Source organism: Amycolatopsis sp. NPDC004378 (genome assembly GCF_053602455.1).
Map to the genome: position 1 here is coordinate 35,385 of NZ_JBSGDR010000012.1, position 13,965 is coordinate 49,349.

The 13,965-nt window shown below is 74.0% G+C and carries 12 protein-coding genes and 1 pseudogene; 8 read left to right on the forward strand and 5 right to left on the reverse strand.

Annotation, left to right across the window (positions count from 1 at the left end; genetic code table 11):
• Window positions 1–3: 3 nt before the first annotated feature.
• Window positions 4–1,914 (reverse strand): annotated as a pseudogene (locus ACWEN0_RS30010) (primary-amine oxidase); the annotation flags it as partial.
• A gap of 112 nt (window positions 1,915–2,026) precedes the next feature.
• On the opposite strand from ACWEN0_RS30010, the gene ACWEN0_RS30015 reads away from it, so the two are divergent.
• A complete protein-coding gene (locus ACWEN0_RS30015; protein WP_451980840.1) occupies window positions 2,027–2,617 on the forward strand; it encodes a TetR/AcrR family transcriptional regulator in 591 nt (196 codons plus the stop codon).
• Window positions 2,618–2,644: 27 nt separating this feature from the next.
• Here ACWEN0_RS30015 and ACWEN0_RS30020 read toward each other — a convergent pair whose 3' ends face one another.
• Window positions 2,645–3,919 carry a vanadium-dependent haloperoxidase gene (locus tag ACWEN0_RS30020; protein ID WP_451980843.1) on the reverse strand — a complete coding sequence of 425 codons (1,275 nt, stop codon included), beginning with the start codon at window positions 3,917–3,919 and terminating at the stop codon, window positions 2,645–2,647.
• Window positions 3,920–4,033: 114 nt separating this feature from the next.
• Between ACWEN0_RS30020 and ACWEN0_RS30025 the strand changes: the two genes are divergently transcribed.
• From ACWEN0_RS30025 to ACWEN0_RS30050, 6 genes are all read left to right on the forward strand, one after another.
• Window positions 4,034–4,615 carry an RNA polymerase sigma factor gene (locus tag ACWEN0_RS30025; protein ID WP_451980846.1) on the forward strand — a complete coding sequence of 194 codons (582 nt, stop codon included), beginning with the start codon at window positions 4,034–4,036 and terminating at the stop codon, window positions 4,613–4,615.
• Entirely contained in the window at window positions 4,612–5,292 is a 681-nt protein-coding gene (locus ACWEN0_RS30030; RefSeq protein WP_451980849.1) for a QcrA and Rieske domain-containing protein, read from the forward strand. The genes ACWEN0_RS30025 and ACWEN0_RS30030 overlap by 4 nt, the downstream gene beginning before the upstream one ends.
• Window positions 5,293–5,330: 38 nt before the next feature.
• On the forward strand, window positions 5,331–5,717 hold the full coding sequence (locus tag ACWEN0_RS30035) for a cupredoxin domain-containing protein (protein WP_451980852.1): 387 nt from the start codon (window positions 5,331–5,333) through the stop codon (window positions 5,715–5,717).
• A complete protein-coding gene (locus tag ACWEN0_RS30040) occupies window positions 5,714–6,652 on the forward strand; it encodes a metallophosphoesterase family protein (RefSeq protein WP_451980855.1) in 939 nt (312 codons plus the stop codon). Before ACWEN0_RS30035 ends, ACWEN0_RS30040 begins: the two co-directional genes overlap by 4 nt.
• Window positions 6,649–7,023, forward strand: coding sequence for a hypothetical protein (locus tag ACWEN0_RS30045; RefSeq protein ID WP_451980858.1), 375 nt, complete (start codon window positions 6,649–6,651; stop codon window positions 7,021–7,023). Before ACWEN0_RS30040 ends, ACWEN0_RS30045 begins: the two co-directional genes overlap by 4 nt.
• Window positions 7,024–7,139: 116 nt before the next feature.
• A complete protein-coding gene (locus ACWEN0_RS30050; protein WP_451980861.1) occupies window positions 7,140–7,457 on the forward strand; it encodes a hypothetical protein in 318 nt (105 codons plus the stop codon).
• 46 nt (window positions 7,458–7,503) lie between these two features.
• Here ACWEN0_RS30050 and ACWEN0_RS30055 read toward each other — a convergent pair whose 3' ends face one another.
• Window positions 7,504–8,487: a DUF5937 family protein gene (locus ACWEN0_RS30055; protein WP_451980864.1), complete on the reverse strand. Its 984-nt coding sequence runs from the start codon at window positions 8,485–8,487 to the stop codon at window positions 7,504–7,506.
• A 266-nt stretch (window positions 8,488–8,753) separates the two neighbouring features.
• On the opposite strand from ACWEN0_RS30055, the gene ACWEN0_RS30060 reads away from it, so the two are divergent.
• Entirely contained in the window at window positions 8,754–12,374 is a 3,621-nt protein-coding gene (locus tag ACWEN0_RS30060) for an nSTAND1 domain-containing NTPase (protein WP_451980867.1), read from the forward strand.
• 115 nt (window positions 12,375–12,489) lie between these two features.
• On the opposite strand, the gene ACWEN0_RS30065 is transcribed toward ACWEN0_RS30060, so the two are convergent.
• On the reverse strand, window positions 12,490–13,254 hold the full coding sequence (locus tag ACWEN0_RS30065) for an SDR family NAD(P)-dependent oxidoreductase (protein ID WP_451980870.1): 765 nt from the start codon (window positions 13,252–13,254) through the stop codon (window positions 12,490–12,492).
• Between the two features lies 1 nt (window position 13,255).
• Window positions 13,256–13,960, reverse strand: a complete 705-nt coding sequence (locus tag ACWEN0_RS30070; RefSeq protein ID WP_451980873.1) for a class I SAM-dependent methyltransferase — start codon at window positions 13,958–13,960, stop codon at window positions 13,256–13,258.
• Window positions 13,961–13,965 lie beyond the last annotated feature (5 nt).

A 13,965-nucleotide genomic window follows, 5' to 3' on the forward strand; every position in this document is an offset into this window, starting at 1 on the left:
TGGTCAGCGGTGGCAGTGCGGGCCCGCGGACGGCGGGACGTCCAGCGTCGGGTTGCGGTCGAAGAACCCCACCGGCTTCAAGGTGAATCCCGTGCAGTCGACCGGCATGATCGGCCAGTCCTCGGGCCGGGGCACGTGCGTGAGGCCGAAGGTGTGCCAGACGACGATGTCCTCGCCGTCCAGCGGCCGGTCCTGGGCCGCGTAGGCGGGGAGACCGGCGCCGCCCGCGTGCTGGTTGACGAAGTCGCCCGCCGAATACCGCTCGGCCGGGTCGTAACGCGTCACCCACAGGTGTTTCGTGGCGAACCCGGCCCGGTGCGCGATCGACGAGCCCGGGTCGGCCAGCAGGGTCGGGAGGCCTTCGGGGACCAGCGCGTAGGCCACCGGCCGGCCGAGCCGGTTCTCGCGGCCGGGGTTGACGATGTGCCACACGCGGTTGCGGGCGGGATCGGCGTCGCGCCGGGCTTCGGACTCCTTTGCTAGAACCGTGGTGCGGGTGGTGAACGCGTTACCGCGCGGGTTGTCCGGCCCGATCGGCACCCGGGCGACGTCGACCTCCTCGACGCGGTTGCGCACGCCGTCGACGGTCATGTCGAGCCGGGCGCTGAACAGGTGCTGGTGCAGCGGCGCGCCGAGCCCGGGGGCGATCTGCGACGCGTACGGGTAGTCGCCGCCGTCGTGGGCCGACGTGAAGACGACGCCCGTCGCCTTGGCCTCGAACGCGATCGTGCCGTCGAGGGAGAAGTACCAGTAGAAGCCGTAGTCGTAGTTGCCGACCGTCGTGAAGAACGACACGACCAGCCGGCGCTGGCGGCGCGTCTGGGCCGAGCCGGACCACAGGTCCGTGTGCTTCCACAGGATCCCGAAGTCCTCTTCGTGGATGCAGATGGCGTTCGGGAGCGTCTTGGGTTCGCCGCGTTCGTCGGCGATCACGGCGTCCAGGTAGGTGATCTCGCCGAGGCAGTCGCAGCCGAGCTCCAGCGCGTTCGCGTACCGGCCGACCAGGTATTCGCCGGTGTCGAAGTAGTTCTGCCACGACCGCACCGGCGCCGGGTCCGCGTACGGCACCACCATTTCGGCGATCGACGCGCGGTGGACCACCGGGCGGACGCCGTCGCCCTCGTCGAAGCCGATCTGGTGCAGCACCAGGCCTTCTCGCGCGTCGAAGCCGACGCGCAGCGACCACTTCTCCCAGGTGAGGAGGTTGCCGTCGAGGTGCAGGCTCGACCCCTCGGGCTGGGTGATCTCGATCGGCTTCTGCGTCGTGCGCGGCGGCCCGGTGACGGCCGGATCGTCGAAGTTGCCGGATTCACGCGGCACGGGCACGGGCCCGCTGTCGATGACCTGGTCGACCACCCGGTTCAGCGTGTCGACGTAGGCGACGAGACCGTCGATCGGGTGCGCCCACGCGGAGTCGGTTTTCCTCTCCTGCAGGAAGGCCAGGCCGCGCAGGATCCGCCGGCCGGACTCCTCCGGGTACTCGCCGGCGTAGACGCCCGCCGAAAGCGGTGCCACGCGGACGTTCTCGACCGCCAGCCCGCGCGCCTCGAGCGCGGCGAGCCAGCGCTCGTCGGTGGCCAGCACCTGCTCGACGAGCTCGAACTCCTCGTCCAGCACGGGCAGCTGGCCGCTGGTCGCGGTGTCGAGCTCGGTGGCGGAGACGACTTCCCCGGCGACCACGTCGACGACGACGTCGCGGGAGACCTGCGTCGCCAGATCGAGCAACAGGGCGCGGAACCGGCGGTCCGCGGTGCCGGCGAGCACGTCCGCCTTCGGGGGTTCTTCGAGTCCGATGTAGACGAACCGGGTGCTGTCGGCGGCCAGCCCGGCCTGCTCGGCCGTCCGGCGGACGGTGCGGATCTCTTCGGCTGTCACCGGGGCGAGCGGATGCTGCGGCATCGGCGTCCTCCTTGAGCGCGTGGCGCAACTATACTGAACACCTGTACAAAATAAAGCGCCTCGCCAGTAACGGCTGGGTCACGGCCTAGGCTGGGGGAGTCGAGCCGCCGGCGGAAAGAGAGCACGCGTGCCCAAGGTTGTCGATCACGACGCGCGCCGTCGGGAGATCATCGGCGTGGTGTGGAAGCTGGTCGCCGAAGAAGGCATCCAGTCGGTGACCACCCGGCGCATCGCCGAGGCGGCCGGCTTCGCGAACGGCGCCCTGCTCTACTACTTCCCGAACAAGGACGCCGTCCTCACCGCCGCCTTCCGGCACATCTTCGAAGCGACGAACACCCGCGCCGACAAGGTGGAGGGCGACCGCCGCGGGCTGGCCGGGCTCCGCACGCTGTGCCTGGAGATCATGCCGCTGGACGAAGAACGCCTCACGGAAGCGCGGCTGGCCATCACCTTCTGGCAGCAGGCCCTGAACTCCCCGGAGAAGGCCGAGCTGCACGCGGGCTTCGTGAACCACTGGCGCGTCGAGATGAGCGCCCGCCTCGCGGAGGCCGCGGCGGGCGGTGAGATCGCCGAGCCGCCGAGCGTCGACGCGGTCGTGGACGAGCTGCTCGCGATGCTCATGGGGCTGCAGATCCTCGGCGTGCTTTCGCCCCGGGAAGCGACGCCGGAACGGCAGCTGGCGCAGCTGGACGAGTTCTTCGCCCGGCTGCGCGGCTGAGGACGGGCGTCCTCAGCCGCGAAGGCTTCAGGAGTGCAGGACGAACGCCGCGACGTCGAGGCCCAACTGGCGGCCGGCCTCGTGGTCGAGCCGCGTGTGGACGCCCGCGGCGATGCGGCTCAACCCGGCTTCGTCGGCCGCGTCCTGGAACGTGCCGAACCGCCGGACCACGCCCGGCAGCGCCTCGGACGTGACCTCCAGTGCCCACCGCGGCCCGTACTCCTGCCGCAGGACCAGCGCGCCCGCCTGCGAGACGACGCTGTGCGCGCCGGGGTACGCCGGATCCGCCGGCGTGGTGGCGAGGCTCGACCAGTCCGGGACCGCGTCCGTCGCCGGGTTCCCGTCGTCGGCGGCGAGCCGGACCGCGGTGATCGGCCGCCAGATCCGGTAGTGGTACTTCGCCTCGTAGAACGCGATCACGGCATCGGCGAAGGTGAGGTTCAGCCGCGCGAACACCCGGGCCGCGACGAGCAGGCTGCTGCGCGAACCGGCGACGACCGACTGCGCGATCTCGTTCCAGTAGTTCCAGATCGGCGCCGCCCAGAACCTCGCCTGCACGGTCTGGTCCGCGGTGCGCGTGGTGCTCGCGTCCCGGCCAATCGCGGCGACCTCGTTCAGCGCTCTCGCGTACCGAGGGCCGTCCAGGGCGGGGTACGGACCAGGCCGGAACTGCCCGGCCCGGTCGAGCACGAACGGCGTCACGGCGGGCCAGTGGGTGAACACCGCGGGCGCGAACGCGGGTGGCGTCGGCCGGTACTGGCCGGGTGCCGTGCCCGGCGTCAGCACCGGCGGGGTCGCCGCGGAGCCGTCGTCCGCGCGCAGGCCCAGCAGGAGCCGGGCCACCAGCCGCCCGGCCCGCACGCCGCCGTCGCGGGCCGCCGGTGGCACGGCGGTCAGCTGCCCGGCCAGCAGGGCCGCCAGCTCCGCCGACCGGGTCGGGTAGAGCGCGGCCAGGACGTCGTGCGCGGCCTGCGCCGCCGCCGCTTCCGGAGCCGCCGGGCCCCGGACGTCGAGGGTGAACAGGGAGGGGTGCCCGGTGCCGGTCGTCGCGACGACGGCGTCGTGGATCGCGGCGTGCAGCAGCGCGAAGCCGCGCGTCGGGTGCACGGTCGCGGGCTGGAGGCCGGGCGTGCGCACGATGGCCAGCAGCTCGCGGTTCCAGGCGAGCACGACGTCCGCACCGCCCGGCCGGATCGGCGTCACCGCGGCGGCCGCGGGCCCCGGCAGGCCGGTGGTGGCGAGCACGGCGGCGGCCGCCCCGCTGGTGACGAGCAGCTGCCGGCGTGACATCGATGTGGTCATTTCGCTCCCCGGGTCGTCGGAAACTCCGTTCATCGATACGGTTCCGAGTTACGGCGTAACCCCAACCCTTATCCCCTTGGTGGCGGGAAGAGACCGGTGGGGAGAAGGCGGGCGGTGCCGGTGGCACAGCGGTTCCGGCGCAGACGCGCCGAACAGGACGAAGCGGGCGACGCGCCCCGTGCGCGGCTGCACGCGGTCGGCGCGGACGTCTACCCGGACTGGGAGGCGGTCTACCGCGACAACGTCGACCGCGTGTTCCGGCTGATGTTCTCGAAGGTCGGCAACCGGCCCGACGCGGAGGACCTCACCACGGAGGTCTTCCTGACGGCGTTGCGGCCGCTTCGGGTCTCGGCGAGCGTGGGCGAGGTGCGGGCCTACCTGCTGGCCACCGCGCGGACCGTGCTGGCCGGGCACTGGCGGCGCACGCTCGGCCGGGAGATCACGACCCTGGACGAGGAGCGCGACGTCGCCGCGTTCGAGGCGGACACCGTGGACCCGGGCGTGCTCGCCCGCGCCGAGGCGATCCTCGCGCAGCTGCCCGAGCGCTACGGCCGGATCCTGCGCCTGCGGTTCCTGCAGGCCTGCTCGTTGAAGGAGGCGGCGGCCGAGCTGGGCACCACCGTCGGCAACGCGAAGGTGCTGCAGCACCGCGCGTTGCGCCAGGCGGCCCAGCTGGCGGAAGGGATGGAGACGTGAGCACTCGAGGCGTCCGCCGGTTCGTCAAGGACCTCCTGCGCCGGCGCCGGCCGCGCCCGTTCGAAGCCGGTCCCGGCGACGAGGCCGAGCTGCGGACCGCGGTGCTGCTGCGCGCCGCCCGGCCCGGGGGCGCGGCCGCGGGCGAGGAGTTCGTCGCCGCGCTGCACCGCAGGCTCGCCCAGGAGCTCGGGGACCCGGCTCCCGTGCGGGGCGGCACCCGCCGCCGGTTCATCCAGGTGTCCTCGGCCGCCGCGGTGGCGGCCGCGGCCGGCGCGGGCGTCGAGTACCTGGTGACGTCCGGAGCCGAACCGGCCGCCGCGCCTCCGGAAGAGGAAACCCTGCGGCCGGAGAACGGCCAGTGGCGCGCCGTCGTGGCGGCGCACGACCTGCCCGAGGGCGGGGTGCTGCCGTTCGACTTCGGGGCCATCGCCGGGTTCGTGCAGCGCTCCGGCGGGCAGGTGCGCGCGGTGTCGGCGACGTGCACGCACCTCGGCTGCCGGCTGAACCTGGACGCGCCGGCGCGGCGGCTGGACTGCCCGTGCCACCGGACGTCGTTCGCCGTCGACGGCGCGGTCCTCATGCACCAGCTGCCGGTGACCCCGCCGCCGCTGCCGCACCTGGTGGTGCGCGAGGCGGGCGGGGTCGTCGAGGTCCTGGTGCCGCCGGAGGGAGCGTAACCCCCGGGCGTATTCCTGGCATGAGGAAATCCGTTGGGGTGAAACACTTCCTGCTCGTCACCGCGGCCGCGCTGACGTTGACGGCCTGTGCCGCGTCGCCGCCCGCCGCGCCCATGACGTCGATGCCCGGGATGACGCCGCCGTCGCCGACCTCCGCCGCGAACTCGACGGCGAACGCCGTGGCCATCAAGGACTTCGCCTTCGCGCCCGCCGCGACGACGGTGAAGAAGGGCACCACCGTCACCTGGACCAACCAGGACCAGGACGCGCACACCGTCACCAGCACGGGATCCGGCGGCCCGCTGCGGTCGCCGACCCTCCAAACCGGACAGTCCTACCAGTACACCTTCGGCACGCCCGGCACGTTCGAGTACCTGTGCACCATCCACCCGTTCATGACCGCGACCGTGACGGTGACCCCGTGACCGAAGACGACCACGGCCTGGAAGGCATGACCCGGCGCCAGCTCCTGCGCCACACGGCGTGGTTCGGTGCCGCCGTGGTGCTGACCGTCGCCGGCGGCGAGGTCATCAGCCGGATCGCCACGCCGGGCGACGCGGCCGCCGACGACGACCCGAACGCGCTGCGGTTCGTCCAGGTCAGCGACAGCCACCTCGGCTTCACCGGGCCCGCGAACACCGCCGTCGAGTCGTCGTTTTCCGAGGCCATCACGCAGATCAACGCGCTCGGCCGCCGCCCGGACTTCGTCATGCACACCGGCGACCTGACGCACCTTTCGACGGCCGCCCAGTTCGACCAGGTCAAGCAGATGATGGGCACCCTCGACACCGGGCACGTGTCCACGGTGCCCGGCGAGCACGACTCGATCGACGACTCCGGCCAGAAGTACCGCAAGGCGTTCGGCGCGGGCACCGCGGGCGACGGCTGGTACAGCTTCGACGTCAAGGGCCTCCACTTCATCGCGCTGGTGAACACGCTGAGCCTGGAGAAGCTCGGCCACCTCGGGCCGGACCAGCTGGAGTTCGTGCGCAAGGACGTCGCGAAGCTCGGCTCGGACACGCCGATCGTGGTGTTCAGCCACATCCCGTTGTTCGCGATGTACCCGGCGTGGGGCTGGGGCACCGACGACGCGACCCAGGCGCTTTCGTACCTGCGGCGGTTCTCGTCGGTGACCTGCCTCAACGGGCACGTGCACCAGCTGTTCACGAAGACCGAAGGGAACATCACCTTCCACAGCGCGACGACGACCGCGTACCCGTTGCCCCAGCCGGGATCGCGGCCGGCGCCGACGCCGGTGACCCTGCCCGCGGGCAAGCTCAAGGACGCGCTCGGCATCCGCGAGGTGTCCTACCGCCCGGGCGGGCCGGGCCTGGCGGTGAAGGACGTGAAGCTGGCATGAACACCGTCCTCCGCCTCGCGACGGCGGTGTGCCTCGCGGTGAGCGGCTATCTCCACGCGCAGCTGTACGTCGGTGGCTACCGCGTGATCCCGGTGATCGGGCCGTCGTTCCTCCTTCAGGCGTCCGCGGCGTTCGCGGTGGCCGTGCTGGTGGCGTTGGGTGGTCCGGTCCTGCTGCGGCTGGCGGCGGCCGCGCTGGCGGCGGGGGCGCTGGCGGGCTTCGTGCTTTCGCGGACGACGGGGTTGTTCGGCTTTTCCGAACGTGGTTTCCAGCCCGCGCCGGAGGCATTGCTGAGCGTCTTGGCCGAAGCCGCGGTACTCGTTCTCGTCGCGATCACGCTTTACCGGCTGCGGCGGTCCCGGGCCCGCTGAGCGGTACCTTTCGACGAGCTTCGAAAGGCCTTGCCCCGCCCCCTTCCCGCACCCCACTCTCGATCATGGAACCCGGTTCGGAGGGAACCGGGTTCCGGACGGAAAAGGGGAGCAGAATGCGTTTCACATTCGCGAAAACCGCGGGGGCGGGCCTGGCGGCGATGGCGCTGCTGGGCACGGTGACGGCGGGGACGGCGTCGGCCGCGGAAATCGCGCCCGTCGCGAAACCGGCGTCGGTGCTGACCACGCCGAACGAATGCGAACAGTCGGGCCAGCAGCACAACTGCTGGGACTACGTCGACTGGTTCTGGACCTATTCGAACTGCCGCGCCGACCCGAGGAACCGGAACTTCGACCACAGCAAGTACGACACGGCCGACTGCTTCCAGTTCAGCGGCGGCTTGAACGTCGGGCTCTACTGGCACCGGCCGTAACCCGCGATGCCTCCGGCACACCCCCCGTGCCGGAGGCACCGCTCGTTCAGGAGCGGGCCTCGCGGCGGCCCAGCAGATCCGCGCCCAGCACCGTCAGCCGGTGCAGGACCGCGCCGCCGCGGCGCTCGCTCGACACCAGGCCGGAGGAGCGCAGGATCGACGCGTGGTAGCTCGCGGCCGACGTCGTGATCCCGGTCCGCCGGCCCAGCTCGGTCGTCGTGCAGCCCTCGGCGAGCACGCGCAGCACCGTCGCCCGCGTCGCGCCCAGGAGGTCGGCCAGCGCCGCCGGATCGGGCAGCGCGGCCGGGGACGCGGGTGCCGGCGCCGCGCGGACCTCGGCGGGGTAGACCAGGACCGGTGGGAGGCCGGGGTCGGCCAGCACCGTCGGGGCGTGCCGGCAGAAGTAGGCCGGGATCAGCCGGAGCCCGCGGCCGGCGAGGTCGAGGTCGCCCTGGACGTGGTCGCCGGCCAGCTCGAGGACCTGATCGCGCCAGGTGATCGCCGGGTGCAGGGACGCCAGCAGCCCGTCGGTGCCGCGGGTCGCCAGCACCCGGGTGCGCGCGGCGACCTCGTCGTCGACGACCTTCTCGACCCGCGTCCAGTACGGCCGCAGCGTCCGCCGGTGGTACTCGGCCAGGCCGCGGCCCAGTTCGCCGAGTTCGTGCCGGTCACCGCAAGCGAGGCGGGTGGCCCAGGACGGCGGCGCCGGGCGGCCGGTCAGCTGGGCCAGCTCACCCGAGAGCCGGGTCGCCGGGGTCCGCAGCACCGCGTCGAGACCCGCTTCGAACCCCGTCGCCGTTTCGGCCGGCGTCAGGAAGTCGGGGGAGTAGCCGCGCGGGGGCGCGAGCCGGAACAGCGCCCGGGTCTTCGCGTCGATCGTGACGCCGGCGCGCCAGCGGTCCAGCCGGGGGTCGGCGGCCCGGCTCTGCAGCGCGTGCAGGCTGAGCAGCAGCTCCCACAGCGGGTCGGGACGCGGGGCGAGGGTGAGCCGGGTCAGGTCCGCGGTGGCGAAGCGGATGCGCAGCGGCATGGTCGGTGGGCACCTTTCGGGAACGCCGCGAGACGGCTCGGGCATCGGCGGCGGCTGTCCGATCATGGAGGCGGCACCGACGGCGGAGAAGATCCCCGGGGTTGCCTCTTGGCCGGCGACGTCGGGAAACCCGGTCCGACCAGCGCAAAGGAGCCGTTGAGAGCTGAGTGACACTCGCCGCCGCGGATGTCCTGATCGCGGGCTCCGCTAGCCTTGGCCGGCCGCGGTTCGGCGGCGGGAACGTCGTCGAGGCTGGACAGGGAATCGTGGCTGAGCAGGACATCCGGGCGCCCTTCGGCCGCGAACTGCGGCGCATCCGCACCGCGCGGGGCCTTTCCCTCGCCCGGCTCGCCGAGATCACGCACTACAGCAAGGGCTACCTGAGCAAGATCGAGAACGGCGCGAAGCCGGCGTCCGCCGAGCTGGCCGGCCGCCTCGACGACGTCCTCGACGCCGGGGGCCACCTCGTGCGCCTGCTGGCGGCCGTGCCCGGCCCGCCGCGCGCCGACGTCTGCCCGTACCGCGGCCTGGCCGCCTTCGAAGAGGCCGACGCGCAGTGGTTCTTCGGGCGTGAGGAGACGACCGGGGAGATCCTCGGCGCGGTCGCCGGCGCCCTGCGCAACGGCAAACCGGCCGTGCTGGTCGGGCCCTCGGGCGTCGGCAAGTCGTCCCTGGTGCATGCGGCCCTGCTGCCGGCACTGGCCCGCGACGCCCTGCCCGGGTCGGCGGGCTGGCCCGTGCTGACGATGACGCCGACCGCGGACCCCGGCGCCGAGCTCGCCCGCCGCGCCGGCACCGTGCCCACGACCCCGGCCGAGCGGATCGTGCTCGTCGTCGACCAGTTCGAAGAGCTGTTCACCCTCTGCCCGGACGAAAGCGAACGTGCCGCGTTCGTCCGCGCGCTCGCCGGGATCGCCGCGACCGGCCGCGCGCTCGTCGTGCTCGCGTTGCGCGCCGACTTCTACGACCGCTGCCTGGCCTACCCGGACCTGCTCGAAGCGTTGCGCGGCAACCAGGTCACGGTCGGCCCGATGACCGGGACGCAGCTGCGCGCCGCGATCTCCCGGCCCGCCGAGCTGGCCGGGCTGACGCTGGAACCGGGCCTCGTCGACGTCCTGCTCGCCGAGGTCGGGCCGGGTTCGCTGCCGCTGCTTTCCCACGCCCTGCTGGCGACCTGGCAGGAACGCGAAGGCACCACGCTCACCGTCGCGGGGTACCGCCGGACCGGCGGCATCGGCAACGCCGTCGCCGAGACCGCCGAGCGCGCCTACGCCGAGCTGCCCGCCGAGGCCCGGGACGCGGCGCGCGCGTTGCTGCTGCACCTGGTGCGCGTCGGCGAGCAGGAGCAGGACTCCCGCCGCCCGGCCGGGCGCGCCGCGCTGGGGAGGCAGCTGCCCGACCCCGGCCACGTCGAGACCGCCGTCGAGGCGTTCGCCGCCGCCCGCCTGCTGACCGTCGACGGCGAGACCGTGACGATCGCGCACGAAGCGCTGCTGCACGCCTGGCCGCGGCTGCACGACTGGATCGAGTCCGACCGCTCCGGCCTCCGGCTGCACCAGCAGCTGCGCGAGGCCGCCGAAGCCTGGGACCGCGAGCGGCGCGACCCGGGCCTGCTCTACCGCGGCGCCCGGCTGGAGCTCACGTCCGGCTGGGCGGCCGGGCACCGGTCCCGGCTCGGCGAGGTCGAACACGACTTCCTGGCCGCCGCCCGCGCCGAGGAGGACGCCGGCCGGCTCGCCGCCCGGCGGCGGACCCGGCGGCTGCGGCGGCTCGTCGCCGGGCTCACCGCGATGACGCTGCTCGCGGTCACCGCCACGGTCGTCGCCGTCGAACAGGGCGGCGCCGCGACCCGCCAGCGCGACCTGGCGATCTCCCGCGCGGTCGCCGGGCAGGCGGGCGACCTGCGCTCCACCGACCCGGCCCTCGCGACCCGCCTCAGCCTGGCCGCCTACCGGATCGCCGACACCCCGGAGGCCCGCAGCGCCGTGCTCGCGTCCTCCGGGTCCACGCCGGTGCGGCAGCTGGCCGGGCAGCCGGGGTCGATCACGAAGATCGTCACGACCCCGGACGGCCGGACGGTCGTCACGACGGGGGAGGACGGCTCGGCCCGCGTCTGGTCCGTGACCGCCGGCGACACGCTCGCCCCGGTCGCGACCATCCCCGGTCCGGAGCAGCTCACGACGCTCGCGCTCGCGGGCACGCTGCTGGCGAAGACCGGCGAGTCCGGGAGCACCCGGCTGTGGCGGCTGGGCGCGCAGCCGGTCGCGCTGGGGTCCGTTCCGGACGGCCCGCCGGTCGAATCCGCCGCGTTCGGGGACGACGGCAAGGTGCTCGCCCTGGGCCGCGCCGACGGGACGATCTCGGTGTGGGACACCACCGATCCCGCGAAGCCCGCCGCGCTCGGCGTCCTGACCGGGCACACCGGCAAGGTCGCCGGCTTGGCGTTCGCGCCGCACGCGCGGGTGCTGCTCAGCGGCGGCGAGGACTTCACGGCCCGGCTGTGGGACCTGACCGGTCCGGCCCGCACCGGCGTCGTCCTGGCCACGAAGCTTGCCGCGGTCCGGTCGGTCGCGTTCGGCCCGGACGGCCACGCCGTCGTCGCCAGTGACGACCACACGGCCGATCTCTGGGCCCCGGCCGGGCCGGCGCACCTCGTCCGGACCGGCCCGCTGGCCGAGGACACCATGTCCGTGCACCACTTCACGTTCGGCCCGGACGGCCGGACCATCGCCGCGGTCGGCGACGACCAGACCGTCCGGCTGTGGGACGTCGGCGGCACGGCGATCACCACGCTGCACGTCCCCGCGCCCGCCCGCGGCGCGGCGTTCGCCGACGGCGGGCGGCTGCTCGTGACCGGCGACGACGTCGGCGGGCTCTGGCTCTGGCGCCTGCCGCCGCCGATGTTCTCCCGCGCCGCCGGTGTCGACTCGCTCGCGTACCGCCCGGGCACCGGCACCCTCGCGCTCGGCGAGGAGGACGGCACGGTGGAACTGCGTGACGGCACCACGTTCACGCGGCTGCCCGCCGGGAACGCGCCGGTCCGCGCGGTCGGGTTCAGCCCCGACGGCACCCTGCTCGCGGCCGCGGGGGAGGACGGCGCCGTCCGGCTGTGGAGCACGGCCGGGCTCGCCCCGCTGGCGACGTTCACCCCCGGCGACAAGCAGCTCGAGGCCCTCGCGTTCGCCCCGTCCGGCCGCGAACTGGCCGTCGGCGGCGACAGCCAGGTGATCGGCCTCTGGTCGATCGCGGACCCGCGCCTCCCGGCGCCGCTGGCGCGGCTGGCCGGGCACAACAACATCATCCGGGGGCTCGCGTTCGCGCCGGACGGGCGGCGGCTGGCCAGCGCGAGCGACGACTACAGCGCCCGCCTGTGGGACGTCCACGACCCGGCCCACCCGGGCGAGGGCGTGAAGATCCCCTGGCAGGCCAACGCGATCAACACGGTCGCCTTCACCCCGGACGGCCGCACGCTGGCGACCGGCGGCGACGACCACACGGTCCGGCTCTGGGACGTCACGGGTCCGCAGCCGGCGGCGCTGGCCGTGCTCACCCAGGCGAGCTCGGTGCAGCGGGTGGCGTTCAGCCCGGACGGCCGGCAGGTCGCGACCGTGGCCGTGGACGGCTCGGCCCGCCTGTGGGACCTGGCCGACCCCCGCGACCCGGCCCCGACGGCGACGTTCGCCGGCCACACCGGCCTCGCGGCGGCGCTCGCGTTCGCCCCGGGCGGCGGCGAGCTGGCGACGGGCAGCGAGGACAAGGCGGTCCGGTTCTGGCAGACCAGCCCGGAAGCAGCCGCGGCGCGGATCTGCGAGCTGGCCGGCCCGGCGCTGACGCCGCAGGAGTGGGACCAGTACGTCGAAGGCGCGCCGTTCCGCACGCTGTGCTGACCCGGGTTTCGACGGTGCTCGAAAGGGTTGCCCGCGACGGCGGGCGCCCCCGATGATCACGCCCGGGGGAGGACGCTGCGGCCGTGCCGGGATTCCCGGTGCGGCCGCAGCTGGTTCAGCGCAGGTGGGACGCGCCGTTGACGTCGAGGACGGCGCCGGAGCTCCACGCCGCCTCCGGCGAGGCGAGGTGGACGATCGCCGCCGCGACGTCCTCGGCCGTGCCGACCCGGCCGAACGGGCTCTGCTCCCGCAGCCCGTCGCCGCGCGGGCCGGCGAGGGCCTGCTCCTGGCGTTCGGTCGCGATGAACCCCGGCGCGACCGACGTCACCGAAATCCCGTGCGGCGCCAAGGCGATCGCCATCGACTGGCCGAACGCCTGCAGCGCCGCCTTGCTCGCCCCGTAGGCCGGGTGCTCGGGTTCGCCGCGGAACGCGCCACGCGAGCCGACGTTCACGATGCTGCCCGGCCGGCCCGCCTCGATCAGGTGCTGCGCCACCGCCCAGGTGACGTTCGCGGCGCCGAGGAGGTTGACCTCGACGGTCCGCCGCCAGACCTCCACCCACCGGTCGTAGCCGACTTCGGCGACGGCGTGCCGGGTCCGCTCGGTCGGGGCCTGGGCGGCGTTGTTGACCAGGACGTCGACCCGGCCGAGCGCCGCGACCGCCTCGTCGGCGACCCGCCGCGCTGCGGCCGGGTCGCCCAGGTCGCCGGGCAGGCACGTGTGGCCGGACCCCGCCAGCTCGCCCAACGTCGTTTCGGCGTCCTCGCGGCGCGTGCCGTAGTGGACCGCCACGCGGTAGCCGCGGGCCGCGAACGCCCGGGCGGTGGCCCGGCCGATGCCGCGCGAACCGCCGGTCACGAGCACGCCTTTCCCGGTCATCTCAACGGGCCTCGAGGACGAAGTGGACGAAGCTCGGGAAGGTGTCGAGGATCGGGAAGTCCTCGGGATAGCGCTCCTGGGCGGCCGGCACCGGCCGGGGTTCCCTGATGACGGCGATCCCGAAGCCGGCCGCGGTGAAGGCGTCGGTCATCGCGTGCAGGGGCCGGTGCCAGAAGGCCATCGGAACGCGCCGGCCGCCCATCGTCCAGTCCTCGGTCCACTCGTAGGTCGCGAAGTAGTCGGGCCGGGGCCCGGCCGCGCGGTGCAGGAGGTTGATCGCGAACGGGTGGTCGACCGACACGATGAGCCGCCCGCCGGCCCGCAGCACCCGCCGCAGTTCGGCGAGCGGCGGCGTCCAGTCCCGCAGGTAGTGCAGCACCAGGGACGCCACGACGTCGTCGAACGAGCCGTCGGCGAAGGGCAGGGGCTCGGCCAGGTCGGCGACCCGCAGGTCCGCGTCCTCGCCGAGCCGCTGCCGGGCCTGGGCCAGCATCCCCGCGCTGCTGTCGAAGCCGCTCACGACCGCGCCCCGGGAGCGCAGCTGCGCGGCCAGCAGGCCCGAGCCGCAGCCGGCGTCGAGGATCCGCCGCCCGGCCACGTCCCCGGCGAGGTCCAAGGTCGCCGGCCGCTCGTAGTACGCGTTCATCAGGCTGGTTTCGTTCTCGGCCGTGTAAGCCTCGGCGAAACCGTCGTAACCGGTGGCCATGCGGC